Raw genomic sequence first — 26330 nt, forward strand, 5'->3', positions numbered from 1 at the left:
AAGAAGGTGGAGTGACAGGTGCAACTTGTAGAAGGAAATTGCCGGGTTCTCGACTCGCAGGTGTTTTATGCCGGGGCGACCGATCCAGGGCGCGTTCGCCGGTGCAATGAAGATAACCTGTTGATCCTTCCCGAGACCGGAGTTTTCGCCGTAGCCGATGGCCTCGGCGGCCTAGATGCCGGTGATATCGCCAGCAGTACGGCTCTGGCACACCTGAAGGACCTCTGCTCTGCCCCAATTTTTCTTGACGATGGCGATGCGAAGAGCCATCTTGAAGCGATTATCGCCGCCGTCAACAGCCACACTTACCAATACCGGATGCTTCTGGGAAAAAACATGGCAACCACGTTGGCCCTGGTGCAGTTTGGCAGCAATGGCACAACCCTGGCAGCCCATGTCGGTGACAGCCGGATCTATCGTTGGCACAACGACGAATTGATTAGAATTACAAGCGACCATTCATTGGTCAATGAACTCTATGAACAAGGGGCATTGACCGCCAGCCAAGCCGAACGGTCGCCGCAGCGTCACGTCATCACTCGGGCGGTCGGCGCCGAACCGACCGTCCTCCCCTCAATCACATCATTCACTCTTGCACATGGTGATAAACTGCTCCTTTGTACCGATGGGTTGACCAGCATGGTATCAGATACGCAGATCGCCCAGTGCCTCCGAAGCGAACAGACGAATATCGGTCGACTCGTCGAGCAGCTCGTTCATTTGGCCAACGAGGCCGGCGGCCATGACAACATCACGTCGATTGTCCTATCTATTCAATCGTAGATGCCCTTGATCTTTCGGGCGAGAGAGAAAACAAAACCTCACCTTTGCCAGGGCCAGGTTGAGTCAATTGGATAAAAAAAGGGCGTCTCGCTTAAAGCGAGACGCCCTTTTTTCTCAAGCGTGTTGTGGACTAATTATGCGTGTTTTTTCTCAGGCGCCTTCAAGGTCATCAGGATGATAACCGCAACAGCCAGAACGCAGGCGGAGATCACGAACGGGATGAAGAAGGAACCGGTTGTGGCCTGGATCTTACCACCGAGGTAAGGACCGCAGAAACCGGCAACACCCCAGGCGGTGAACAGCAGACCATAGTTAGAGCCCTGAGCGGTCGGACCGAAGTACTGCAGAAGAGTGGCCGGGAACAGGGTGAACATCGCACCGTAGTTCCAACCGATCACAGCGGCACACAGGGCCAGCAAGGTCGCAGTGTTGCCCGCCGGAAAGAGAGCAACCATGGCGCCTGCTTGAATAATGAACAGGGTGATGAAGATTTTTTTGGTACCGATTTTGTCAGCCAACGGGCCGATCAGGATGCGGACCAGGGCGTTTGTAATCGCCAATGCACTGGGTGCACCAGCTGCAGCCATGGAAATGGTCTTGGCCGCATCGGCGGGCAACTTGTCAGCAACAGCGAGACCAAGTTCCGCCTTTTTTATCAAGGACATGGCGTCGATACCATGCTTGGCGATGAGCCCGATAACCATGAGGCCAGCAAAGGAGCCGCAGAAGTAAGCAACCCACAGCAGCCAGAACTGGGCGGTACCCTTGGTCTCTTCATAGGTGTAATCGCGGGTTACCTTGGGAGCACCAGCTCCTGTGGCGGCAGCAGGCGGATTCCAACCTGCGGGCTTGTAACCGGCCGGCGGTACTTTCAAACAGAGAGCGGCCATAACAACCATGAGGCCCATGGCCATGCCGACATATTTAAAAACGGGAAGAGCGCTACCGGCGCCGATGGTTGGCGAGGTAATCATCCAGGTGGCCAGCGGTGCCATGATGAAAGAGCCAAGGCCCAGACCAACAACGGTGAAACCGGTCGCCAAAGCGCGGCGATCAGGCCACCATTTCGGTGCAGTGGCAATGGGTGGCAGATAGACACAACCACCGCCTAAACCGCAGATGACGCCATAATAGAGATAGAGCAAGTAGAGCGGTGTTCTGTTGGCATCCTGGAGAGCCTGGCCACCAGCGGCAACCACGGCAGGATCGGGCGGGGTGATGGTGGAGACCATGAAAAACCCGAAGGCCATGACAAGTCCACCGATGAGAACGACGTTCCTCGGACCGAGCTTATCGCTCAAACGCCCAGCAGGAAAGGTCACCAGTCCGAAGATCAGACAGATGAGAGCATACGCCATGGCAACCTCAGGAACAGTCCAACCGAACTGCGTCTGAAGAGGTTTGATGAAAACACTAAACGCATACAACAGTAAACCGCAAGTGGTGCTGCCTAAAAGACCTCCAAGTAATGGTATCCACCTTGGAAAAGTAGTTTGTTGTGACATTTATGCACTCCCCCTTTTTTGAGTTTTATTGAACTGCATGCTGCGATGAGTACTTCGTCGTTCTAGTTAGTTTCCCCCTCCTCCTTTTTTGCTGAATATTCTTGGGCTTGCCTGTGTATTCACAGGCCCCTGGCTCAATGTAGCGGTGACTATAAATGAGAAGGAAAGTGCTGTCAACGAACAAAATCAAGGGGTTTAGGGCGTTTTTAACCCTTTTTTTACGCGCCCGTCGTTTAAGGGCGCCAAACAATGACGCGCCATTCATCCCGTACAGCCTGCAGATGCTGGCGATCCCACCTACTCAAGGTCGAGGTGTTGGAGGGCTGCAGGTCTTCTTCATCCCACAGAAAAAAGATTGATTTCTTCGGGAGTGCCCGCAAAGGTGCCATGGGACCCATTCCCACGAATTTTTAGCCATTGCGAGCAGGGAACGAGGAACCCATGGCGATGTTGCCTGCTCTCCTCCCTGCGAGGTCGTTATGCAGGCGCTGCAGGGCGATCTCCTTGGCCTTGGCCTCGACCTCAACGGTTATGGCCAAGCCACGCCAGCAGAGTGGCAGATCAGCGGGATCGATGAAGTCGTGATGAGGTCGCGGGTTGGTACTCTGCCACCCTTCCCTTGGGCTGGAGAGATGAAAAAGCGGCTCCCTTGTCCAGGTAGCTAGGGCCTGCTCGGTCACCTCCTCGATCGTCAGCCCGTCGGGAAGACAGCGGTGATGGTGAACATCGTAGACAAAAGGGATGCCGGCGGCGGCACAGACCGGCAGCAGGTCCGAAGGCGTATAGACCCGATCGTCGTTTTCCAGGACGAGGCGTGAACGAAGGGAAGGCGGCAGATGGACAAGTACCGCGGTCAACCGTTGTAAGGCCGCCGTTTTGTCGCCATAACCGCCACCGCCGTGGAGGGTGATGACGTCGGCACCGATGAGTTCAGCCACTTCGGCGTGATAGGCGAGCTCGTCCAACGAACGGGCGGTAACTCCGGCGACCGGCGAAGAAAGCAGGGTGAACTGGTCGGGATGAAAGGTCAAGCGAATGCCTTGGGCCGCCGCCAATTGGCCTGCCTGCCGGTAGGCTTGCTCGATGGCGGCATGATCAGGCAGCTCCGCCAAGCGGTAGCCCATTTGGGGATGGGTTTTCAGGGGCAAGATACGGCTATTCAACCGGAAGGAGCCAATAGAGTGGCCGGCACAGTAGGCAATCGCCGCCAGCAGGGCGGTGGCATTGGCGGCCACCGTTGCCGCAAGCATTTCCAACTGCCGTTTGCGGTCGAATTTGCCTAAATGGGTTGCCTGGCGGACGGCGAAATGAATCGGCTCTTCTTTGAACAGGCAACATAGACCCCAGCGTATGCTGTTCATGCTGGAAGCGGTCCATCCCCAATGACCGGCAACACCTTGACGACCTGGAAACGGACCAGATGCTTAGGTCTCTTTGCCCTGTCTTCCTCCGGGTTGAAGTGCCGCCTGGTCAGGGAACGCAACAATTCGGCATCGTCCGACTCGTCGATTTTTTGCAGAAAAAGTCGTATACCCTTAACCCTAGGTCCCTGCTCGAGAAACAGATAGCATGCATGGCCGTTGGTCTGGAGATGGGCATAGGTCATGCGTTCACGCATGATCATAGCGACGCTGGAATCATCTTGAAAATGTGGTTTGGCGTACACCGCAGTGGTTATTTCACCTGAAGCCGACGCAGTCGCCAGTATTCCCGTTCCCTGTGTGGTAGTAAAATATTTGGGCAAATCCATAGTCTCTTTTCCTCAAAGGTTCAAAGGTTGGTTGTTGCCTATAAAATTAACCAGGGGATGCATCCGGGCAATGGGAGAGAAATGCTGGTTTAATGATAGTTGAATATATCACCAGTTTCAACCGCCTCGCTCGTAGTCCCAGTGTCTCCGATGGGAGACTGCTTGCGTTGTTCGCTGCTGTCCACTATCATGCAGCTATGGACGCTCGTCACTCTTTTCGTTGTCATCTAGGGAGCACAACATGGCCGACAGCCTCTACATCGCCAACCTGGAAAAAGAAAGCGGTAAACTGGTCGTCACCCTGGGCGTCATGGAACTGCTCTCCCGCAGGATCGACCACGTCGGTTTTTTTCGGCCCATTGTCCCTGGTGACGGCACAAACGACAACGATATCAGCCTGATCAAGCAGCGCTACAATATTGGCCTCCGCTTTGATGAGATGGCCGGAGTGAGCCACGAATTGGCCCGTACGATGATCGCCGAGGGTGAGGAACTGCTGCTGTTCCGCGAGATAGTCCGCAAGTACAGTGAGGTGCGCAAGAAATGCGATTTTCTCCTCTGCGAAGGACCCAATATCGTCAGCATGTCCGAGGCCTTTGACTACGACATCAGCATCCGTATCGCCCGTGAACTCGGCACGCCCACGCTGCACGTCGTCAATGGCCGCAACCGGACCGTGGCGGAAATCCTGGAAAACATCGGGGTGGCGGAAAAAATCTACGAACAGTATCAGTGCCCGCTCCTGGCCATCTTTGTCAACCGGATCGATCCCGATCTGCTGGCGACCGCCGAGGTCGAGATCCGCAAAAGCCATCAGAACAAGACCTATCGCCTCGATTTCCTGCCGGAGATGGAGGGGTTTAGCATGCCGACCATGGAAGAAATCACCGACGCCCTCGGCGCCCGCCATTTCAGCGGCCCCAAGGCGGGATTACAGCGCGATGTCCACTCCATCAAGGTAGCGGCGATGAGCCCGGCCAATTACATCGATTTCCTTGAAGAAGACGACCTGATCGTGACCCCTGGTGATCGTCCCGACATCATTTTTGCCACCCTGGGCGCCATTGCCTCGCGTAACTACCCCTCACCGGCCGGCATGCTCCTCTCCGGGGGCCTGGAACCGAGCCCTTCGATGGTCAAACTGCTCGACGGCATCGACGATCTGGCCTTGCCGATTTATCTCATGCCCGGCGATACCTACCGGGTCGCCCTGCGTGCCGGCGAAATCCAGGGCACCCTGCAGCCGCACAACGCCCAGAAAGTCGCCCGGGCGCTCGGCGTTTTTGAGAGCCATGTCGACACCATCGGCCTGGAGCAGCAGGTGATCGAGACCGTGTCCGCCACCATGTCGCCCCTGATGTTCGAGTATTCTCTGTTTCAGCGAGCCCGGGCTGAGCGTAAGCATATTGTCCTACCCGAGGGTGGTGAGGATCGTATCCTCCAGGCGGCCGAGATCCTGCGCTCCCGCGAGGTGGTCGACCTTACGCTCCTGGGCGAGGAAAAAGCCATCCGCAGCCGGGCCGCATCCCTGGGCTTGCGACTGCAGGATGTGGCCATCATCGACCCCAAAACCTCGCCTCTACGCGACGAATTCATCGAAAGTCTCTACCAGGCCCGCAAACACAAGGGATCCACCCGCGATTACGCCCGCGACGCCATCAACGACGTCAGCTATTTCGGCACCATGATGGTCCATACCGGCCGGACCGACGGCATGGTCTCCGGCGCGGTGCATACCACCCAGCACACCGTCCGCCCGGCCTTCCAGATAATCCGTACCCGCCCCGAGGTGCTGGTGGTCTCCAGCGTCTTTTTCATGTGCTTCGACACGCGTGTCCTGGTGTACGGCGACTGCGCCGTCAACCCCAACCCCAACAGCGAGGAACTGGCCGAGATCGCCATCCGTTCGGCCGAGACCGCGGCCATGTTCAACATCGAGCCGATTGTGGCCATGCTCTCCTACTCCAGCGGGGCCTCCGGTCAGGGCGAGGATGTCGAACGGGTGCGCGAGGCGGTGCTGCTGGCGCACAAACGTTGGCCGGAGCTGAAAATCGATGGACCGATTCAGTACGACGCCGCCATCGACCTCTCGGTCGGCAGCCAGAAAATGCCGGAGAGCGAAGTCGCCGGCCGGGCCAGCGTCTTCATCTTCCCGGATCTCAACACCGGTAACAACACCTACAAGGCGGTACAGCGCTCCTCGGGGGCCGTGGCCATTGGCCCGATCCTCCAGGGGCTCAACAAACCGGTCAACGATCTCAGCCGGGGTTGCCTGGTGGCAGACATCGTCAATACCGTAGCCATCACCGCCATCCAGGCCCAAGCTGCGGATGGGAAGAGACAGATCAGAGCGGGGACGCGTGCCCCCTGATGCTCGCTTCCCGCGGACTGCAACGGGTCAGAGACAGACACCTGGCTGGGCGGACCTGTCCAGCCAAACCTTCGACTGACCTCTGATTGCCATCGCCCTACCCCGGGTGGATCACCGCTATCCATCTCGGCATCCAGGACAATCGCAGGGAAGATTTTTTAGTAAAACAGGGGGGAAGACCCCATTGTGCAACCACAAGGAGAACCGATCATGACCCAGGAAAACAGCGAAATGGAAGAATTGCTCGAGCAGATCGACATGGTCCTGGAAGCGGCCCAACAGAACGATCTCGACGCCATCTACGATTACCGGGCCACCATCGTTTCGATGTATGCCCAGGCAATGGTTGAGTTTCACTTTGAGGAAAGTCAGCTGGACTGGCTCAATGATCTGGTCGGCGCGGTGGAGTCGGACGACATCGCCACCTGCCGCCAACTGCTTGAACAGGAAGAGGACACGGATATGATCTTTCTCGCCTCCCAGTTCGCGGCAATCATGGCTGGGTTCTTTCACCACGATGAATGCCTGACCGTGGTCCAGGCCATCGGACTCCGGGCCCTGCTCAAAGGGATGCAGGCCGAGAAGGACGAGGAATAAGCTCAAAAATTAGCAGGTACAGTATATACCGCAACAGGCGAAATACTCGGTAAAGGCCTGGATCACGGTGTCAATGTCGGGGCGCTCGATGTCAAGGTGAGTGACCAGGCGCAGGCGCTGACCGCCGGAAACGAGGATGTTGCGTTCTTTGAGAAACCGGGGCAGGACCACGGCAAGCCGGGGGGCGAGAGCGACAAAGACCATGTTGGTCTGGGCCGGCCCGTGATCGATCTGCAGGTCCGGAAGTCGTCGCAGCCCTTCGGCCAGGAGGGCTGCATGGCGATGATCCTCGGCCAACCGTTCGATGTTGTTCTGTAGGGCGTAAGTTCCGCCGGCAGCCAGAATCCCAGCCTGACGCATGCCGCCGCCGAGCACTTTGCGCCAACGCCTGGCCCTGGCGATCAAGTTTTGACTCCCACAGAGCACCGAGCCCACCGGTGCCCCCAATCCCTTGGACAAACACACCGAAATCGAATCAAAATGGCGGGTGATGGCGGTGACCGGGACCTGCTGCTTGATGGCAGCATTGAACACCCGGGCCCCGTCAAGGTGCAGCCGCAGTCGGCGTTCCCGGCAGTAGGGGGCGACCTGTTCCATGTAGGCAAGGGGCAGGGCCAACCCATTATGGGTGTTCTCCAGACAAACCAGGGTGGTGCGGGCAAAATGGACGTCGTCAGGTTTGATCGCCCCGGCGATGCGCTCCAAGGCCAGGGTCCCGTCCGGTTCGAAATCCAGCGGTTGCGGTTGAATGGAGCCAAGGACCGCCGCACCGCCTCCCTCGTATTTATAGGTATGGGCCTGCTGACCGACTATATATTCGTCGCCGCGCTGGCAGTGGGCCATCAGAGCCAGGAGGTTGGACTGGGTGCCGCTGGCGGCAAAGAGCGCCGCCTCGGTCCCCACCATGCCGGCGGCCAGCTCTTCCAGCCGGTTGACTGTCGGATCCTCGCCGTAGACATCATCCCCTACCTCGGCCACTGCCATGGCAGCACGCATCGCCTCACTCGGCCGGGTGACCGTATCACTTCGCAGATCAATCATTTTCATTTTTAGGAACCCGCTCAGTGCACCTCGCGACCACGGCCGGAATCGCTCAAACCGGCCAGGGCGCGTGGATAGGGGCGGAGAAAAACTTGCTGCTGCAGATACTGGTTGCCGAAACGAATGGAGTGGGCCTCGATCAGCCGAGTGACTGCCTGCAGCGGTAACCGTTCATCCCGATATTCCTCAATCGAATTGATCACATACTCTTTTTCCACGGACTCAAGGTGCTCGGAGATCCAGCCGAAGGCATGATAGAGGGTGTTGATCACCCCGGGAATGCGCAGCGGCGCGTCGAGAATGCGAAGGAGCTCCTCGCGATACAGGCGGAAGACCTCGACCGCCGGCAGCCTGCCATGGTTGGCGACGATTTTGCCCGCCAGACGAAATCGGCTCTGGTTGTAGGCGAGAAAGAGCAATTTATGGCTGGCATGAAAGGCAACCAAGGGGCCCATCTCGGGGTGCTCACTCAGGTGACGAAAACGGGCCAAGGTATAAAGTTTGATCAGGAAATGTTCCCGCAAGGAAAAGTTGGTCAGCCGCATCTCATCTTCAATGGATCGACCAGCAAAGGTCAGCAGGACCTGCTCACCGAAAAGCCCCCCACCCTTCTTGAGAAACTGGGGCTTATCGATGCCCTGGTAAATCTTGGTGTCAAAGAGGCCGCAACTCGGCGACTTGCTCTTAAGAATGGCGCCGTCGATCTGCGGATGGCTAGTCAGGATGCTGTCAATGGTGGCCTGGAGTTGTGCGGTCACCTCCCGGCCAGTGGCGGGCTGATACACCACAAATCCTTCCCCCGCCTGACAGAGCCGGATCGGCGCCCGGGGGATGCCCAGGCCGCAATCGGTTTCCGGGCAGACCGGAATCATCTCGACATGCGGTTGCAACTGCTCGATCAAGGAGTTGTTCAAAATCTGGCCATCGTAGCGGCAGGCGGCAAAGCCCAGGCAGCGACTGACTAACACCTTGGGCCTTGGGAAGGTCTCGTTCACAGGTTGCACCTTGGGCAAATGAGGGAAGAGAAGGGTCAGCAGCAGCCGGACAGCACCTTGCGGCCCAGCAGCCGGTTGACCCAGGCGGCAAGGATGGCCACGGCACAGCCCACCCCGGGCGACACCGTGAGGGCCTGCACCGGGCAGTTGCGGGCGCAGGCTCCGCATTCCATGCACAGGTCGGGATCGTTGACGTCGAGCTGCCCATCGGCAAGGAAGAAGATCCGGTGCGGGCAGACCACGACGCAGTTGCCGCAGCCCACACAGCGCTGCCGGTCAAGCCGCAGGGTTGCCACTCCGTCAATATACCGATAGCCGTGCATGGGTGTTTCTCCGTTTCAAAAAAAGGGGCCGGCCAACCACAACGCCAGAGCAAGAAAGGCAGCGGCCATCTGCACCGGCAGACCCCGCCGCATCTCGTATTCAACCCCACTCGGTGAGGTGAAGGGGGTGGAACCGGTGAAATTCATCGCCAGGTAGGAACTGATGGTCTCTACCCAGAGCACCAGGGCGACTTGCTCGACCGGTACAAGCCGGGGAGCAAACAGCAGCAAACCGCAGAGGGCAACAGGCAGACCAGCCCCCAGGCCTTTGAGCCAGAACTGACGACCGGGAAGCCAGGGCAGCAGCAACGGTGTTAAAATCGCCCCGCCCAGAATGCCGAAAATAGTGGCCGCCAGAAGGATCACACCACGATCAAGGGCTGCCACCAGGGAAAAAAAGGTCGGCCCGATACCGGAAAGGAGGAAAACCAGGCAGAAGAGAACCAGCAGGGGCTTGGCCAGGAGGAACAACTCGACCGGAATGAGCACCGCCCGTTCCGCCAGGGTGAAGGTCACCGAACGCATAGCCTCGTCACACTGCTGGCCCTGGTTGAGAAAGGCGGGCAGGTCGGCGGACCGCACCGGTCCGAACAGGGCCGTAAAACTGCAGCCCTTTCTGACTGCCGGGGCAGCAACACCGGTGGCTGCCAACTGGGGAAGAATCAGCTCACGATGGCTGACCAGTTGGCCCACACGGTAACGGCCGACGCTCTGAATCACCTCTTCAGTTGAAAAACTGCCCTTGCCAGCGGCACACCAGACATTGATGCCCCTGGTATCGACCACCAGCAGCCAGGCATCGATTCCACCCAGCTGATGTCGCAGGGCGTCGAAGGAGAGCTTGTAATTGGCCGTGACCAGCACCGGCGACTGCGGCACCGGCGATCCCACCGCATAACAGCCAGGGGCCACCTTGTAGTTGCGGCGGATGATCCCGATGCGAGCCCCCAGGGTTCCCCAGAAATCGCGGTTGCTGACCGTGGTCGCCACTTGGGGAACGGGACCGATGGGTGTCTCGATAAAGCCGCGGACAAAGGGAGAGAGGGTGTACCCCGCCCGTTCATAGACCCCGGACCGGGGTTCCGGTTTCGGGCCTCAGCAGGGGGCCTCCGCAGGGGGCGCGGCAAAGACGGGGAGTTCCGGCAGGCTCCGTAGGGGTGGCAACAGGCAAGGTTCGTCGGATTTCATGGCTGGGGCTCGGTTAGTTAGGGACGTGTAAGAATAGGCTACAATAATGCAGCACAGGAGTTCCAGCCAGGTTTTTCTCGGTTTGACAGCAGGCTCGACAGATGACGGCAAAGCGTCTATTTTTTATGCAGGCGGACTACCCCTGTTTCCCCTGCTCTGAACATTGTCCAAAGAGCACTCCCATGCCCATCGCTGCCCATACCCTGCACACCAGCGGCCTTCTGCACCAACGGGCCGAAACCGCCCGGCGGCTATTGGAGCACTGCACTCTTTGTCCCCGTCGCTGCGGAGTCAACCGGCTGGCTGGCGAGACCGGCCTCTGTTCGACAGGGGCGCATGCACGGATCGCCAGCTACGGCCCCCATTTTGGGGAGGAACAGCCGCTGGTCGGCGTTCACGGATCCGGCACCCTCTTCCTCGCCGGCTGCAACCTCTGCTGCTGCTTCTGCCAGAACTATGACATCAGCCAGGGGACCGAACCAACTCAAGAAATCGACGCCCGCGAGTTTGCCGCCATCATACTGGAATTGCAGGCCATAGGTTGCCACAACATCAATCTGGTCACCCCCAGCCATGTGGTTCCCCAGATCCTGGCGGCCCTGATCCCGGCCCTCGAGGGTGGTCTCGACATCCCGATCGTGTTTAATTGCAGCGGCTATGAAAGCACGGAGACATTGGCCCTGTTGGACGGGATCATCGACATTTACATGCCGGATTGCAAGTTCTGGCATTCCTCAACCGCGGCCCGTTACGCCCATGCCCCCGGCTATCCGGAGCGGGTCCGCGAGGCGCTGCTGCTCATGCACCGTCAAGTCGGCGATCTGGTCATTGACGAGGATGGGTGCGCCCGCTCCGGCCTGCTGGTCCGCCACCTGCTGATGCCGGGGTTGCTCGAAGAAACGGAGGCGATTCTTCGCTTCATCGCCACCGACCTCTCCACCGACACCTATGTCAACATCATGGCCCAGTATCATCCCTGCGGCACGGCTGATCAGTTTGCGGAACTGTGCCGGACCATCAGCGGCGACGAGTATCGGCAGGCCCTGGAGATCGCCCGAACACTTGGCCTCACCCGGATCGACCGCCCCGATTTCGATCGGATCCTGCGGCGGATGGGCATTTGAAGGGCCGTACCCACACCAAATCGGCACCAACAGCAGACCGTCCCCACCTTGTTCAAAGAACTCCGTGGAACCAAGCTTTCCTTGATTTTACGCCCTGCCGGTGTTATCCATCAACCCTTTGAGGCTGCTCCTTGAAAGAAGGAACGATTAGCCTGAGCCGCTGCCTGACAACCCTTTTGTTGGCGTCACTTTTACCCTGATTCTTCAACCACCTCTTCGATTGACATGACAGCCTATTGCATTGGTATAGATACCGGCGGCACCTACACCGACGCCGTCCTCATGAACTCTGTTTCCAGGCAGGTGATAGCCTGGCGTAAGGAACGAACCACACCCCACGACCTCAGCATCGGTGTCGGCCGCGCCCTCGCCGGCCTCCTGCAGCACTCAGTGACACCGGCAGAGGTGACCAAACTTTCCGTGTCGACCACTTTGGCCACCAACGCCGTGGTGGAAGGTCGCGGTGCCAGAGTCGGCCTCTTTGTGCTTGGTTATGTCCGCCATTTCAAATTGCCGGTGATCGTCAACATTTTTCTCAAGGGCGGCCACACCATCACCGGAGAAGAGGAGGAACCGCTGGATATCGAAGGCCTGATCGATACCTTGCCTGGGCTGACGGCCGAGGTGGATAGCTATGCCGTCTGCGGGGCCATGTCGATTAAAAACCCTACCCATGAATTAGTCGCCCAAGAGGCCATTCGACTCATCGATCCCAAGCCGGTTTTCTGCTCCCATCTGGTTTCCAGCCACCCAGGCATGCTCGAACGCTCTGCCACCGCCTGCCTGCATGCCAAACTGATGCCGCTGATGACCGATTTCCTCGCCTCGATCCAGCGCTCCATGCTGGCGACGGGACTCACCTGTCCGGTGAATATCATCTGCGGCAACGGCCGGGGCGAAGCCTTGGACCGGATCATCGACAAGGCCGCGATCACCATGGCCAGCGGTCCGGCCGCAACGGCTCGGTTCGGCGCGGCCAGCGGATTGGCATCGGCCCTGGTGGTTGATGTCGGCGGCACTACCACCGATGTCTGCCTGATCAAGGACTGTCAGCCTCTCATCAATCGCGAGGGCTGCGTCATCGGCGAATGGCGGACCCATGTCGAGGCCGTGGATATGTACACTTCCGGCGCCGGTGGCGACAGTCACGTTGCCTGCCACCGGGACGGCCGCATCGCCCTAAAAAATTCCAGGGTACAGCCGCTGGCCATGACCCCCGACCTGCCCGACCCTGCGGAATGGCTGAATATCGATGCTGATTCCATTCTGGTACTGCCGGTGCCGGGACTCGACCAGGATCTGGTCCAGGATGATCCTCTTCTTCGTTTTCTGGCGCAGCATGGCCCGACACCGCCCAGCACCCTCGCGGTACAGACCGGGGTCGGCGGCATTATTCTCGAGAAACGGCTGGAACGGCTGATGTATCTCCAACAGGTTGTCCTGGTGGGTTTCACTCCCACCGATGCCCTCCATGCCCTTGGTCTGCTCCAGATCGGCAACGGTACGGCCAGTCGGAGCGGCGCCTCGGTGCTTGCCAGCCAGATTGGCCTCTCCGCCGATGATCTTTGCCGGCGGGTGCTTGCCGAGACCGAGGCCGCGATTGAAACCATTGTGCTCACCTATCTCAGCCGTTCGGTCTGGCAGGATGGTCAAAGCACCCCGTTTCTCAATCGTCGCGACAACGACCTGTTCGCGGTGCACTTCACCTTGAAACTGCCCATCATCGGCATTGGCGCCGCGGCCCGTTGCTTTCTCCCCGGCGTGGCCCAGCGACTGGGAACAACCGTCTCCTTTCCCGATGACTGCGAAGTGGGCAATGCCATCGGCGCGGCTCTGATCGGCTTGGACGATTAAGGAAGGCCTCTCGCTTCGTGGTGCGGGCATTTGACAGAATCAGCAGGCAAGCCGCCATCCCATCTTTACTCTCGCAGTCAACCCTTGCCGCGACTGGTCACCTTTCTCCTTTACTTCTTCCCGGCCCTGGTTATCATTGAGAAGTATTCTCATGCACTAACGGAGTAACACTCATGGATATCCTGCTCAGTCAGTTTGACACCTATTTGCAGTCCTCGCTGCTCGCCTCCCTGGTTATCGCCTTTCTTGGCGGTGTTCTCGCCAGCCTAACTCCCTGTGTTTATCCGATGATTCCCATCACCGCCGGGGTGATCGGCCATGCCAATGTCGGTGGTTCCAAGCGGCGCGGATTTGCTCTTTCCCTGACCTATGTCACCGGCATGGCCCTGACCTATGCTGCGCTTGGGATCTTTGCCGTCGCCACTGGCCGGTTTTTCGGATCGATCAACAGCAGTCCCTGGACCTTTCTTGTTGTCGGCAACGTCTTTCTGTTGTTTGGCTTAGGTATGCTCGATGTTGTGCAATTACCCACCTTTGCCGGAAAATTCACCAACAAGCGCCTGGGAATAGCCGGAATTTTCCTGGCCGGGGTTTCTTCTGCCCTGGTGGCAGGCCCCTGCACCACACCGGTGCTCGGCTCCCTGCTAGCCTATACCGCCTCTTCCCAGAGTCTGATCATGGGCGGGTTATTGCTTTTTGTGTTTTCTTTGGGCATGGGCGCGCTCCTTTTGGGTGTCGGCACCTTTTCCAGCTTTCTGTCCTCAATTCCCCGCTCCGGCGCCTGGATGGTCAAAATTAAAAAAACCATGGGCCTGCTGATGCTGGCCATGGCCCAATATTTTTTTATCAAGGCCGGTTCACTGTTTCTCTAAAGAACACGATGGACCGCAACGCTTACCTCCTGTCACCACCGCACCGAGAACAAACATGGGAAAAACTCTTCTGAAAAAATTTGTACTCCTGGCCCTGCTGCTCATGCTCCCCTGCTCCTTGCCAGCGGCGCAGCTGGGGCAGCAGTTAATCCCATTCAAGGGCTCCGATCTCAACGGCCAACCCTTTGATTTACAGCAGAGTATTGGCAGTAAGCCGGTGATGCTCATCTTTTGGGCCTCCTGGTGCCCGACCTGTAAGACCGAGGTGCCCAAGATCAATCAACTGGCTGAGAAATACCGGAGCCGGGGGATGGAGTTTGTTGCCGTCAATGTCGGATTTAACGACTCGGTCGAACGGGCCAATGCCTTTGCCCAGAAAACCGGCATGACCTACCCGACTTTTTTCGACGGGACAGGGTCGATTGCCGAAAAGTATCGGTTGCAAGGAGTCCCAACAGTGATCATTGCCGATAAACACGGCGTCATCCGCTTCCGCAATTTTAGCGCACCGGATATTTCCGAGGCCAACTTTGCCCAACTGACAGCAGATTAAGGGAGAGGGGAAAAAGGCGGAGGTTAGGGCTCGTCTTCTTGGGCGACCACGGTATAGGCCCCCTGCACCTCCTGAGGAATAGCGACCGGTTTCCCGGTCGCTAGATCGCAGAAGATAAACAGGGTCGAGGCAGTCGCCAACACGACCCCATCCGCCGGGCGGCGGAATTTGAATTTGCGCAGCGATCGGATCTTGTGAAAGTCTGCGACCCAGGTCAGGATTTGTATCGTCTCTCCGGCATGGGCCGAGTGAAGGTACTCGATGGTGTGAGCGCGGATGATCCAGGTTCGGCCGAGGGTGAGAAAGCGTACCGTTGGCCAGCCCAACTCAGCTGAGTGCGCCATGGCCGCCTCCTGCATCCAGTGGACGTACTGAACATTATTGACATGGCCATTGACGTCTATGGCCGTTTCCGGCACCACCAACTGGACCCTGCCGATGGCGCTCATTTCTTGCCCTTGGCCGGAGGATCAAACGAAGCTAGATTCTGCCCCGTGGCCGAAAGCAGCCGCTGCATCGCCAGATGATAAGAGACCAGAGCCTGGGCCAGGCGGCTGTAGGTGGTGTTCAGGTCACGCTGAGCCTCGTTGAGCCGGACCAGCGAGGCCTCGCCTGCGTCGTATTCGTTTTTGGCCAGATCGCGATTTTCCTCCACCAGCTTGACCGTCTCCCGCTGTAGTCGCACCTGTTCCTGGGCGGCCGCCAGTAAGGCGAGGTCTTGGCGAATTTCGGCGGCCACCGAGTTGCGCAAGCCGGCCAGGGTATACACGGCTTCCCGCTTTGCCTGTTCGGCCTCGATCATCCGGGCCTTGTCGGCCCCACCGGCATAAAGATTCCAACTCATATTCATGCCCACGGTACTGCCGAAATCCTCACTGCCAAGCCCGGCATCGCCCTCTCTTACCCCTTCAACTACTCCAGCGACCTGCACCTTAGGATAAAACGGTGCTTTGGCCAGCCCTTTAGTCGCCTCGGCCTGTTTGACCACCATCTCCAGCCGGCGGATATCCGGACGGGCCGCCAGCGCCTCCTTGATCAGCACCTCCGGCGTTTTTTGCTGGCCCTTGGTCGCCGATTCCCTATCCAGAGCTTCCAGGCGGACATGGGACGGGAACTCGGCATCCGGCAACCCCAGCAGCGCCGCCAGACCGTATCCTGCCGCTTCAAATTCCCGCTGATAGAGCATCAGACCGGTCTTGGCCGTGTTCAGCTGGACCTTGATATTAAGAACGTCACCCCACGGGCCAGCCCCCACGTTATACCGGTTCTGGGCGTCTTCCAACTGCCGGGTGTAAAAGGTTTCGTCGGCGCGGGCGATATCGACCCTGGTTTGGGCCAACTGGGCGTTGAGAAAGGCCTCGGCCACCGAGGTGACCAACAGACGGCGGCTGTCCACCAAGGCGGCAGCGACCGACTGCTCGTCAAAGGCGGCTTGTTGTTCCTTGAAATTGCGGTAAAAGCCATCGAATAACACCCAGGTGGCCTGGGCGCCGGCACCGTACCGATCGGTGCTCTGGTCGGTTGTCCCGCCCCACAAGGCGGCGAGCCGCTGGTTGCCCTGATAACTGCTGTCGGAAAGCCGGATGCGAGCGCCGGAGCCGGAAACATCGAGGCTCGGCCACCAGGTGGCGACGGCCTGGCTTACTCTGGCCCTGGCCTGTTCCACCCGCGCCTGGGCGGCCTCCATGTTGGGATTGCTCGCCAAGGCCAGTGATTGGGAAGTCCGCAGATCGAGTACCTTGATCTTCGACAAGTCGGCGACCTCCTTTTTTTCTTCCGCCGCATGGGTGGCGGCGCCCAAACAGCAGAGCAGACAAAAAACTCCCATCAATATCCGTTTCATATCATCCTCCGGTTCAACGACTTCTCACCGTTGTCTTGTTTCTCAGATCCCGTTATGCGCCACATTTGCCGTAAAACCAGACTATAGGGACAATTTTTCCCTGGCAACAGGCGGGAGCACACGGCACACCCCGGGCACTATAAACCACTTTCGGCCAGGGATTACACAAGAAAATCGAACTGAATGCAAAACAGCGACGACCGTCCTGTCCGGTTTTCTGAACAGCGCCGCGAGCGGCAACGGCTCTGGCGGGTTAATTGATGCCCAGGTAGGCCTTTTGCACCGATTCGTTGCGGCGAAGGTTGGCGGCGGTGTCGCTGAGGACAATTTCACCGTTCTGCAGGACATAACCACGGTGGGCAATGGAGAGGGCCATCAGGGCGTTCTGTTCCACCAGGAGGATGGTGACCCCTTTGTCGTTGAGGAGCTTGACGATGTCGAAGATCAACTCCACCAGCACCGGCGCCAGTCCCATGGAGGGTTCATCGAGCATCAGCAGGCGAGGATTCATCATCAGGCTGCGGGCAATGGCCAGCATCTGCTGCTCCCCCCCGGAGAGGGTCCCGCCGTGCTGGCCGAGCCGTTCCCTGAGCCGGGGAAAAAGCTCACAACCGTAGTCCATGCGCTCGCGGACAAGGGTGGGGTCCTTGACCGTGAAGGCCCCCATTTCCAGGTTCTCCCGCACCGTCAGCTTAGGAAAAATGCCGCGGCCCTCGGGCACATGGCCCAGCCCGGCAAGGACAATGGTGTGGGGCTCCATTCGAGAGATCTCCCGGCCGTCAAAGCTTATCTGCCCCCGGCTTGGATGCATCATGCCGGAAATGGTGCGCAGGGTCGTGCTCTTGCCGGCGCCGTTGGAACCGATAAGGGAGACGATCTCCCCCGGCTCAACGGTCATAGAGATGCCTTTCAAGGCATGAATATGCCCATAATAACTGTGGACGTCGGTCAGGGTCAACAGGCTCATCCGAGTTGTTCCTCGTGCTGGCCGGCCACGGCGCCGCGACCGAGATAGGCCTCGATCACCTGCAAATTGGTCCTGATTTCCGCCGGGGTGCCTTCGGCAATCTTCTCGCCATAATCCATGACGCAGATTTGTTCGGAGATGTTCATCACCACTCGCATATCGTGTTCAATTAGGAGGATGGTGATTCCTTTTTCATCTCGGATGCGGCGAAAAAGGTACGTGACGTCCTCAGTTTCCTGAGGATTCATCCCCGCTGCCGGTTCGTCGAGCAAGAGCAGCAAAGGATCGGCGGCCAGAGCCCGGGCGATCTCCAGGCGCCGCTGAGCGCCGTAGGGCAGATTCTTGGCCAACTCATTGCCCACGCCCGAAAGGCCGACATAGTGCATCAGCTCCACGGCCCGGCGCTCCGCATCTTTTTCCTCCTTGACGAAGGCCGGCAGTCGGAGCAAGACCTGAAACGGGGACTGCTTAAAGTGAATATGCATGCCGATGAGGATGTTTTCGACCACGGTCATCTCGCCGAAAAGCCGGATATTCTGGAAGGTGCGAGCGATGCCGCGGGCGGCGATCTGATCGGGTCGCAGTTTGGCCAGGGACCGGCCGTTGAAATTGATCTGGCCCTGGTCGGGCTGATAGATGCCGGACAAGGTATTGAAGAAGGTGGTTTTACCGGCCCCATTGGGTCCGATGATGCTGACGATCCGGCCGGCCTCCAACTGAAAATTAACCCGGTTGATGGCGGTCAGGCCACCGAACGATTTGACGATACCGATGGTTTCCAGAAGCGCCATCATCCCCTCACTCAGCCGTTGCCGGGTCGTCTGCCAGCTTGCGCCGGCGCCTTTTTGCGGGAATCAGGCCGGCCGGGCGGAAGATCATCATCAGAATGAGGATTAAACCAAAAAACAGACGCTGGTACTTCGCCGGATCCAGCTGGGTGGAGAGATCTTTCCAGGCAAAGTTGATCAGGGGAATGATGGCCTCGCTCTGCCGCAGTTCGCTCAGGTAGAGGGAGAATCCCTGGAGGATCTGGAGGTTGAGGATGGTGACCACCGCCGCGCCCAGGATAACCCCGGGGATGGAGCCGGAGCCGCCGAGAATGACCATGGACAGGACGCCGATGGACTGCATGAAGGAAAAGGATTCCGGACTGATAAAGGTCCGGCTGGCAGCCAACAACACGCCCATGACTCCGGCAAACGAGGCGCCGACGGCAAAGGCGGCCAGCTTCATCCGCACCAGGGGAATCCCCATGGCAATGGCGGCGGTCTCATCTTCGCGGACCGCGGTCCAGGCCCGGCCGATTTTTGAATCATTCAGCCGCCGGGTCACCAGGATGATCACAAGAATAACCAGCAGCGCCAAGAGGTAGAAAAACAGATTGTACATGTCGGCGGGGCTCACCGTGTGGCCGATCAGGGGGCCAAAAAGATCATTGAACCCTTGGACCGCCCATTCGGGCATGGTCGGTCGTTGAATCGGGGTGATGCCCTGGGGGCCGTTGGTGAAATTCAGCGGCTTGTCGAGATTGTTGGCCAATACCCGGATCACCTCGCCGAATCCGAGGGTGACGATGGCAAGATAGTCGCCGCGCAGCCGCAGGACCGGCAGGCCGAGCAGAATACCGGTCAGGGCAGCGATGATGATCGCAATGAACAGGAAGAGATAAAAGGCGTCACCGGGAAGCAAAAAGGGTAAATTCGAGGGTTGGGTTCCAGGCGCAAAGGAGAGGACAAAATACTGCTGCGATCCGAAAAAGGCCCAGAGATAGGCGCCAACGGCATAAAAGGCGACATACCCCAGATCAAGCAGGCCCGCAAAACCGACCACGATGTTCAGCCCCAGGGCGAGGGCCGCAAAGACGCTGATCTGAAAAATCACCTCGAGGTAGAAGATGTTGCGCACCCCGATCACCGGGATGATCAGCAGGGCAAGAACCGCACCGGCAACCAGTTTAAAGCGTTGATCCGCCTTGAGGACGTAGAGCGAAAGCAGCGAGCTGATCAGGACCAGAAAGGCGATGTTGGAGCGCGGAGCCACATACACCAGCACACTGCCCAGACCGATGTGAGCTAGGATCAGCAGGTAGGGCAGGATGCCGGCATTGAGCTGCCGGAGAAGAACGGTGCTGAATCGGTCGGTCATGGCGCCTCCTCGCTCAAGCCTTCTGGCCGACATGTTCGCCCATCAGCCCCTGGGGACGAAAAATGAGGACGATGATCAGAATGGAGAAGGCGAAGATGTCCTTGTATTCCGAACCGGCCGCGCCCATGGTGAAGACGCCGAGATAGGAGCCGGCAAAGGTTTCCAGCATGCCGAGGACGATCCCGCCCAGGAGGGCACCGGTAATGTTGCCGATGCCGCCGAGCACCGCCGCGGTGAAGGCCTTAAGGCCGGGGAAAAAACCGACAAAGGCGTCAATACGCGTGAATTTCAGGGCATAGAGCACGCCTGCGGCACCACCGAGCAAACCGCCGACCAAAAAAGTCAGGGAGATGATCCGGTTGACGTTGATACCCATCAGGCTAGCCGTCTGCCGGTCCTGGGCCACGGCACGGATGGCCTTGCCGATCCGGGTGGCGTTGACCAGGTAGTTGAGGCCGACCAGCATCAGGACGGCGGCGGTGATGACGATGATCGATTTTACCGAAATACCCAGGGCGATGTTGGCCTCGCCGAAGGTGAACCGCCCCAGATTCAAGCGCTGATCAAAGTTGCCAAAGGTCGGCATGATCCGGTTGAACTGACCGGTGGTCAGACCTTCAACCAAACGAATCACATCCTGCAGCAGAAAAGAAACACCAATGGCCGAAATCAGAGGCACCAGACGGGGTGCGCCACGCAGGGGGCGGTAGGCAATGCGCTCAACCGTCACCGCCAGGGCGCCCGCGGCCGCCATACCCATGACGATGGCCAGGATCAGGTACGCATAGGCCATGCCCAGCGAAGCCCCCCGGAGGATCCCGGAACTATCGAGGGCAATCAGGATTTCGACGCCGACAAAGGCGCCAACCGCGAAGATCTCACTGTGGGCGAAATTGATGAATTCAAGGACGCCGTAGACCATGGTGTAGCCAAGGGCGATGGCGGCGTACACAAATCCGATGGTCAGTCCGTCAATGACCACCTGGGGCAGGTTAACCAGGGTATAGGTGTACAGGGACACATTAAAACGAGCGTGCAGGTGCGGACCGACTGCAGTCTGATCGAGGATCAGTGCCAGGACAAGGACCAAGGTGGACAGGACAACCGCGCTGCCCAGGGAAAAGAGGAGCAATTGCCCAAAAGGCCGCAACAACTCACGGACATTGATGGCGGCAAAAAACTGTTTCATAAACGCTCCCTGCTCTAAAAAACTTCCGGCCCTGAGGAAGGGCCGGAAGTGTCGTGTCTGAGGAAGCCTTATTTTGGAGGAGCAATATTAAGCGTCTCCACCACGGTGTTCTCGCTCCACTTGGCGGGATCGGCGGACTTGACTTTGATCACGAAATACTGGGCCACGGTGGGATCGCCGATGGCGTTGAAGCTGAAGGTACCGGTGATGCCGGCAAAATCCTTAAGAGCGCGAATAGCCTGGGCCACCTCGGCGCGGGTAGGTACCTCATTGTTCTTGGCTTTGGCGGCATTTTCAATCGCTTTGAGACAGATGGCCATGCAATCATAGCCCTGAGCGGCGAATGGCTGCGGATCGGCGTTATACTTGGTTTTGAAATCCTGAATGAACTTTGCCGTACCCGGATAGACCGAGGCCGGACCGGACACCGTGGAATAGTAGGTTCCAGTGCCGTCGAGCAGGGTCTGGCCGGCGATCTTGGTGGCGTCGGACGAGTCAAATCCGTCATCGCTCATGAACATGCCTTGATAACCACGCTCCCGTGCCTGCCGAAACAGCACCGCTGCCTGGAAGGTCATGCCACCGAAATAGACTAGATCGGGGTTGCCGGCGATCACCGGCGAGAGCAACGCATCGAAATTGGCTTTTTCCTCGGTGCCTTCAAAGCCGAACACCTTCATGCCTTTTTCTTCTGCCCGCTTCTTGAAGAATTCAGCTATCCCCTGGCCGTAAGCGGTTTTATCGTGGACGACAAAAACACTTTTAACGCCGTGGCTGAAGGCGAAATCTGCACCGACCAGACCTTGGACGTCATCACGACCAACGATGCGGTTGATTTCGGAATACCCGCGGGTAGTCACCTTGGGGTTGGTGTTGGCCGGCGAGACGTTGGCCAGGCCGGAGGTATGATACACCTCGGAGGAGGGAATCTGCACGCCGGAGTTGTAGTGACCGACAATCGCCAGGATAGCGGGATCGGAGACGATGCGCTTGGCGTTGGCCACGCCGGTATCGGGATTGGCCTGATCATCGAAGGGGGCCAGATCGACCTTGAACCCCAAGTCGGCCAGCGGTTTACCTAACTGCTCCAGCGCCATTTCGGCGCCGCGCTTGATGTCCACTCCAACCGCTGACTGGTCGCCGGAGAGCGGCGATTGGGTGGCTATCTTGATCGACTTGACTGGAGCGGCAACGGCCGGGTGAGCACACAGGGTCAAGGTCATGCCGGCAGCAGCCAGCAGCGGAAAAAGAAACGGCATCGTTTTGGGCATTCTGATCCTCCTTTAAGTTGAGGCGAGCGGATGCGGTGCCACGCACCGGTTGCATACCCCTCCGGTGCGGAGGCATCCTGAGAGCTGGTCATACCTGGCATACTAAAAGATGCCACTTCTTTGTTGGGGGCAAACCAGGCCGGCGCACCCCACTCTTCCAACGCGTTCGAAGGGAGAATCCTCCTTCAAGCTCGCCCTTGCCCGAGGCAACTTCCCCCTTTGTTGGGGTCGTCCTCGTCCGGTCCTTGCTTAATACAACTCGCTTTTTTTCAGGAGGCGGACAGCGATAAAATAGGCGGCCGCCACTGTGGCGACCCAGGCAACCGATAAAAATATGGTCATAATGGTCATAAGAAACTCCTCACTGGACGGAAAAAATTCCAGACGAGACCCCCGCGCGCGGCGGCCTCGTCCGGAGGGCTGCAATCGACAGGGAACCCTCAATAGGCGGCCCGGTCGCCGGTATCCTCAATCTTCATTTTACTGCGGTTCATCAGCCACCAGACATAGGCCACGTAGGCCAGAACAAAGGGTATCCCCAAGGCGACATAGGTCATGATCTTCAGGGTATAGGGGCTCGACGAGGCATTGTAAATGGTCAAGCTCGACTGCAAGTCAACTTTGGAGGGATAAAAAGCAGTTTTATTGTAGGCCGGCAGCAGCAGGACCGTCAAACCGACCAGCACAGTGCCGAGGCCGCCGTACCAGATGCCGCAGGTTTCCGTGGACTTGGCGGTTTTCCAGACACCGAAGATCAGGAGGGCCAGACCGGCAACCAGGAGGCCGAGCAGCCAGGGATTGGCCAGCAGGTTACGCAAATACTTAAAGCTGACGATTTCGATCGTGCCCTGGGCATCGACAATCCCGTAGCCGCGCATGAAGAGCAGCGAGCCGACAATCAGGAGGCAAAACGGCAGGGAGAGCACAAGATTCTGCCAACAGGCCTTGCGCAGTCGGGTTTCCATCTCTGGCACCTCGCCCAGCTCCAGATTATTGATCAGGTACATGGCGCCCAGCGTCCGGGCGTTGAACACCAGAAACAGGCCCATAGCGATATTGAAAATCGATGAGACCGAGGGGCTGAGCGCGGCTTCCAGTCCACGAAACGGATGGGTCCAGGTGACAAAATTACTGGCGTTCAGGGTAAAGTTGGAGCCGGTGTAAAAGGTGCCGACTGCCGCGCCGATCAAGAGGATGCCGACCACGCCGTTGATAAAGAGCAAACCTTCATAAGTCAGACTCCCATAGATGTTCCACGGTTTCTTGCGGAACTCGTAGCTGACCGCCTGGACTATGAAGGTGAACAGAATCAGGATCCACACCCAGTAGGCGCCGCCGAAGGAGGTGGAATAGAATTTGGGAAAGGCGGCAAACAGCGCGCCGCCAAAAAGAACCAGAGTCGTGAAGGTTATCTCCCATTTGCGGCCCAGGGAGTTGATGATCAGGTCCTTCTCCGTTGGGGTCTTGGCCACCTGCCACAACAGGCTCTGCCCTCCCTGAACAAAGGTCAGGAACAGAAACAAAGAGCCGACCACTGAACAGAGCAGCCACCAGAGATGCTGCAGGGTTGTATACTCGAGTTGTTCTATCATATCAGTTTTCCTCCGGTCCGATGTTGATCTGCTTGACCATGATGCTGATTTCGGCAATGAGCAGCAGCGTAAACAGCCCCAGAAACATGAAAAAGGTGGTCTGCACCGTGCCGGTGGTCAGGTTGGTGCGGGCAATGGAAACTGGGAGCAGCCCCTGGATGGTCCAGGGCTGGCGTCCGACCTCGGCCACAATCCAGCCGGCCTGAGTGGCAATCATGCCAAGAAAATAGGTGGTGGTTCCCAGGCCCAGCAGCCATTTCTTTTCCCCCAGAGTTCCTTTATAGGCAAAGTAGAGATAGGCAAAAAAGATCAAGGGAAAGAGGGTGCCGAGAATGATCATGACATGGAAGGCGTTAAAGGACAGGGCCACCGGCGGGACGGCCTCTTCCGGTTTGCTCAGGTACCCGTAACCGAGAAATTCCTTGTACTCGTTGAAGGCGGCAAGATGCACGTCGGCTGCTGCCTTGTCCCCGGCTTTTTTGGCCTGCTTGTAGGCGTCCAGGCTGGCAATCGCCTTCTTGCCGCGTTCCATTTTCTGGACCGAACCAAGAATATTCTGTTCGGCATTACCGTAGACCAAGTCCTTCATACCGGGCACAAAGGAGCCAAACGAGCGGTTGGCCATTAGCGACAGAAGTCCGGGAATGTGCAGATTAAAGCCAATGAAAGGCTCCTGGGCATCGTAGACTTTTTTCTCCCGGTTGATCAGCCCCAACGCGACCAGACCGGCGTTCTTTTGTCCCTCGTACAATCCCTCGAAGGCGGCGAGCTTCATCGGCTGCACCTGGGCGATTTCATAGGCCGATTCATCACCGTTGAAAATGGTGAACACCGAGGCCAGCAGGCCAAGGGAAGCGGCCACCACGATGGAGCGTTTGGCCATCAGCACATGGCGGCCGCGCAGCAGATACCAGGATGAGATCGAGATGACGAAAAATGCGCCGATGAGCATGGAGGAGCTGGTGGCATGGGTGAATTTATTGATTGCGTAGGGCGAGAAGGCAACCTCGGCGAAGTTCTGCATCTCGAAACGGGCGGTTTCGGGATTGAAGGCCTGCCCGACCGGATGCTGCATCCAGGCGTTGGCCACCAGGATCCACACCGCTGACAGACTGGAGCCAACGGCCACCATCCAGGTGGAAAACAGGTGAAACCCCTTGGAAACCCGGTTCCAACCGAAAAACATCACCGCAAAAAAGGTCGCCTCCAGGAAAAAGGCGAAGATGCCTTCAATGGCCAGGGGCGCCCCGAAGATGTCACCGACCATCCAGGAGTAATTCGCCCAGTTGGTGCCGAACTCGAACTCAAGAATGATGCCGGTGGCCACGCCGATAGCGAAATTGATGCCAAACAGCTTCATCCAGAACTTGGTCAGCCGCTTCCACTCCTCACTTCCCGTTTTCACATAGATGGTGTGATAAAAGGCGATGATCCAGGTGATCCCCAGCGTGAGCGGCACAAAGAGCCAGTGATACATGGCGGTCAGGGCAAATTGCGCCCGTGCCCAATTGACCATGCCAAGGTCCAGATTTTCAATCATAGTCATTCTCCTTTGACGGGTTGGGTAGAGCCTTGGGCGGATTGCGTCAATTGTTCGATCACATACTCGGCCCGTTGTGTATCGGTTGAAAACTTCGTTGCCAGGAAATCAGGAAAAAAGAAAAATTTCAAGACCGCAAACAGAATAAACAGTTTTATAAAGATTATTTTCCACAGGACCCGGCCCACGGTCATCTGGCGGAAGCCGTCACGGTAGAACCGGTAGATTCGGAGCACAAGCCGGGGACGAGGCGCGGACGAGGTCTTCATTGCAGATCGTTTCGCGTGGAGGCGGTCGCCTCAAGCCTTTCCGGTTCCAGCAAAATCTTGGGGTAGGAGGGGAGGCAGGAGGTATCGGTGACCAGTTGGTCGAAGCTGACTTGGCGCAGAGAGGCGCGCAACTGGTCGCGGGCATCGAGCCAGACACGGTGCACGGCGCAGTGGTCGCTGATTTTGCACCCGGCCGGACGGGCGACGCAGTCGTTGAGATGAATTTCGCCGATCATGGTTTCCACTACTTCGAGCAGGCTGATGGCGGCCGGATTTTTGCTGAGAAGAAAACCTCCCCGTGCCCCTTGGCGGATCTCGATCAGGCCGGCCCTGGCCAGATCCTGGGCGATTTTGGCGAGGAAATGGGCGGGGATATCCGCCTGCCGGGCAACCTCCTGGCGACGGGTCAAGACGCCCTGTCCCTGACGAGACAGGTAGATCACACAGCGTACAGCGTATTCGGCGGCCCGGGTCAAGCGCATGGTCTGGTCAAAAAAGAGAGAAATGAGATCAATAAGGTCTCATATATTTGATTCCATCAGGACTGTCAACAAGATC

26 protein-coding genes are annotated in these 26330 nt (G+C 58.1%); 8 read left to right on the forward strand and 18 right to left on the reverse strand.

The annotated features are described in order from the left end of the window. Positions 1–18 precede the first annotated feature (18 nt). A complete protein-coding gene (locus ACHZCX_RS09825; protein ID WP_319587060.1) occupies positions 19–783 on the forward strand; it encodes a protein phosphatase 2C domain-containing protein in 765 nt (254 codons plus the stop codon). Between the two features lie 134 nt (positions 784–917). On the opposite strand, the gene ACHZCX_RS09830 is transcribed toward ACHZCX_RS09825, so the two are convergent. Continuing rightward, entirely contained in the window at positions 918–2288 is a 1371-nt protein-coding gene (locus tag ACHZCX_RS09830) for an OFA family MFS transporter (RefSeq protein WP_319587061.1), read from the reverse strand. A gap of 155 nt (positions 2289–2443) precedes the next feature. Here ACHZCX_RS09830 and ACHZCX_RS09835 point away from each other — a divergent pair, with 155 nt between their 5' ends. After that, positions 2444–2647, forward strand: coding sequence for a hypothetical protein (locus ACHZCX_RS09835; protein ID WP_394708784.1), 204 nt, complete (start codon positions 2444–2446; stop codon positions 2645–2647). A gap of 51 nt (positions 2648–2698) precedes the next feature. Here the strand turns inward: ACHZCX_RS09835 and uvsE are convergent, their stop codons facing one another. Continuing rightward, entirely contained in the window at positions 2699–3649 is a 951-nt protein-coding gene (uvsE, locus tag ACHZCX_RS09840; protein ID WP_319587063.1) for a UV DNA damage repair endonuclease UvsE, read from the reverse strand. Beyond that, positions 3646–4038, reverse strand: coding sequence for a pyridoxamine 5'-phosphate oxidase family protein (locus tag ACHZCX_RS09845; protein ID WP_319587064.1), 393 nt, complete (start codon positions 4036–4038; stop codon positions 3646–3648). The genes uvsE and ACHZCX_RS09845 overlap by 4 nt, the downstream gene beginning before the upstream one ends. Positions 4039–4279: 241 nt before the next feature. Between ACHZCX_RS09845 and pta the strand changes: the two genes are divergently transcribed. Continuing rightward, complete coding sequence (gene pta / locus ACHZCX_RS09850; protein ID WP_319587065.1) at positions 4280–6409, forward strand: phosphate acetyltransferase; 2130 nt, start codon at positions 4280–4282, stop codon at positions 6407–6409. A 210-nt stretch (positions 6410–6619) separates the two neighbouring features. Next, the gene (locus ACHZCX_RS09855; protein WP_319587066.1) at positions 6620–7006 is read left to right on the forward strand and encodes a hypothetical protein; all 387 of its coding nucleotides are present in this window, start codon (positions 6620–6622) and stop codon (positions 7004–7006) included. Positions 7007–7015: 9 nt separating this feature from the next. On the opposite strand, the gene ltaE is transcribed toward ACHZCX_RS09855, so the two are convergent. The 4 genes from ltaE to hgcA are packed head-to-tail and all read right to left on the reverse strand — an operon-like array spanning position 7016 to position 10553. Then, positions 7016–8053, reverse strand: a complete 1038-nt coding sequence (gene ltaE / locus ACHZCX_RS09860) for a low-specificity L-threonine aldolase (RefSeq protein ID WP_319587067.1) — start codon at positions 8051–8053, stop codon at positions 7016–7018. Between the two features lie 14 nt (positions 8054–8067). Beyond that, positions 8068–9042, reverse strand: coding sequence for a DUF523 and DUF1722 domain-containing protein (locus ACHZCX_RS09865; RefSeq protein WP_319587068.1), 975 nt, complete (start codon positions 9040–9042; stop codon positions 8068–8070). 35 nt (positions 9043–9077) lie between these two features. Beyond that, complete coding sequence (gene hgcB, locus ACHZCX_RS09870; RefSeq protein WP_319587069.1) at positions 9078–9365, reverse strand: mercury methylation ferredoxin HgcB; 288 nt, start codon at positions 9363–9365, stop codon at positions 9078–9080. Between the two features lie 15 nt (positions 9366–9380). Beyond that, positions 9381–10553 carry a mercury methylation corrinoid protein HgcA gene (gene hgcA, locus ACHZCX_RS09875; RefSeq protein WP_319587070.1) on the reverse strand — a complete coding sequence of 391 codons (1173 nt, stop codon included), beginning with the start codon at positions 10551–10553 and terminating at the stop codon, positions 9381–9383. A 182-nt stretch (positions 10554–10735) separates the two neighbouring features. Between hgcA and ACHZCX_RS09880 the strand changes: the two genes are divergently transcribed. The 4 genes from ACHZCX_RS09880 to ACHZCX_RS09895 all read left to right on the forward strand — a co-directional run bounded on the left by ACHZCX_RS09880 (position 10736) and on the right by ACHZCX_RS09895 (position 14956). Then, complete coding sequence (locus tag ACHZCX_RS09880) at positions 10736–11677, forward strand: radical SAM protein (RefSeq protein ID WP_319587071.1); 942 nt, start codon at positions 10736–10738, stop codon at positions 11675–11677. Positions 11678–11902: 225 nt separating this feature from the next. After that, positions 11903–13531: a hydantoinase/oxoprolinase family protein gene (locus tag ACHZCX_RS09885; protein ID WP_319587072.1), complete on the forward strand. Its 1629-nt coding sequence runs from the start codon at positions 11903–11905 to the stop codon at positions 13529–13531. A gap of 173 nt (positions 13532–13704) precedes the next feature. After that, positions 13705–14403: a cytochrome c biogenesis protein CcdA gene (locus ACHZCX_RS09890; protein WP_319587073.1), complete on the forward strand. Its 699-nt coding sequence runs from the start codon at positions 13705–13707 to the stop codon at positions 14401–14403. 55 nt (positions 14404–14458) lie between these two features. After that, positions 14459–14956 carry a TlpA disulfide reductase family protein gene (locus tag ACHZCX_RS09895; protein ID WP_319587074.1) on the forward strand — a complete coding sequence of 166 codons (498 nt, stop codon included), beginning with the start codon at positions 14459–14461 and terminating at the stop codon, positions 14954–14956. Positions 14957–14979: 23 nt separating this feature from the next. Here ACHZCX_RS09895 and ACHZCX_RS09900 read toward each other — a convergent pair whose 3' ends face one another. The 11 genes from ACHZCX_RS09900 to ACHZCX_RS09950 form a co-directional block, all read right to left on the reverse strand. Beyond that, positions 14980–15405, reverse strand: coding sequence for an acyl-CoA thioesterase (locus ACHZCX_RS09900; protein WP_319587075.1), 426 nt, complete (start codon positions 15403–15405; stop codon positions 14980–14982). Continuing rightward, positions 15402–16799 (reverse strand): TolC family protein, encoded by a 1398-nt coding sequence (locus ACHZCX_RS09905; RefSeq protein WP_319587076.1) that lies wholly within the window; start codon positions 16797–16799, stop codon positions 15402–15404. Before ACHZCX_RS09905 ends, ACHZCX_RS09900 begins: the two co-directional genes overlap by 4 nt. A gap of 253 nt (positions 16800–17052) precedes the next feature. Beyond that, entirely contained in the window at positions 17053–17766 is a 714-nt protein-coding gene (locus tag ACHZCX_RS09910) for an ABC transporter ATP-binding protein (protein ID WP_319587077.1), read from the reverse strand. After that, positions 17763–18557: an ABC transporter ATP-binding protein gene (locus ACHZCX_RS09915; protein ID WP_319588729.1), complete on the reverse strand. Its 795-nt coding sequence runs from the start codon at positions 18555–18557 to the stop codon at positions 17763–17765. The genes ACHZCX_RS09910 and ACHZCX_RS09915 overlap by 4 nt, the downstream gene beginning before the upstream one ends. Before the next feature lie 7 nt (positions 18558–18564). Continuing rightward, entirely contained in the window at positions 18565–19911 is a 1347-nt protein-coding gene (locus tag ACHZCX_RS09920; protein WP_319587078.1) for a hypothetical protein, read from the reverse strand. 13 nt (positions 19912–19924) lie between these two features. After that, positions 19925–21100 (reverse strand): branched-chain amino acid ABC transporter permease, encoded by a 1176-nt coding sequence (locus ACHZCX_RS09925; protein WP_319587079.1) that lies wholly within the window; start codon positions 21098–21100, stop codon positions 19925–19927. A 68-nt stretch (positions 21101–21168) separates the two neighbouring features. Beyond that, positions 21169–22371 carry a branched-chain amino acid ABC transporter substrate-binding protein gene (locus ACHZCX_RS09930; RefSeq protein WP_319587080.1) on the reverse strand — a complete coding sequence of 401 codons (1203 nt, stop codon included), beginning with the start codon at positions 22369–22371 and terminating at the stop codon, positions 21169–21171. Positions 22372–22811: 440 nt separating this feature from the next. Continuing rightward, positions 22812–23963 (reverse strand): cytochrome d ubiquinol oxidase subunit II, encoded by a 1152-nt coding sequence (locus ACHZCX_RS09935; RefSeq protein WP_319587081.1) that lies wholly within the window; start codon positions 23961–23963, stop codon positions 22812–22814. Between the two features lies 1 nt (position 23964). Continuing rightward, positions 23965–25503, reverse strand: coding sequence for a cytochrome ubiquinol oxidase subunit I (locus ACHZCX_RS09940; RefSeq protein WP_319587082.1), 1539 nt, complete (start codon positions 25501–25503; stop codon positions 23965–23967). A gap of 2 nt (positions 25504–25505) precedes the next feature. Continuing rightward, positions 25506–25772 (reverse strand): DUF4492 domain-containing protein, encoded by a 267-nt coding sequence (locus tag ACHZCX_RS09945; protein ID WP_319587083.1) that lies wholly within the window; start codon positions 25770–25772, stop codon positions 25506–25508. Next, a complete protein-coding gene (locus ACHZCX_RS09950) occupies positions 25769–26254 on the reverse strand; it encodes an Rrf2 family transcriptional regulator (RefSeq protein ID WP_319587084.1) in 486 nt (161 codons plus the stop codon). Before ACHZCX_RS09950 ends, ACHZCX_RS09945 begins: the two co-directional genes overlap by 4 nt. Between the last annotated feature and the right edge of the window lie 76 nt (positions 26255–26330).

It is taken from the genome of uncultured Desulfobulbus sp. (genome assembly GCF_963662935.2).
Classification (GTDB): Bacteria; Desulfobacterota; Desulfobulbia; order Desulfobulbales; family Desulfobulbaceae; genus Desulfobulbus.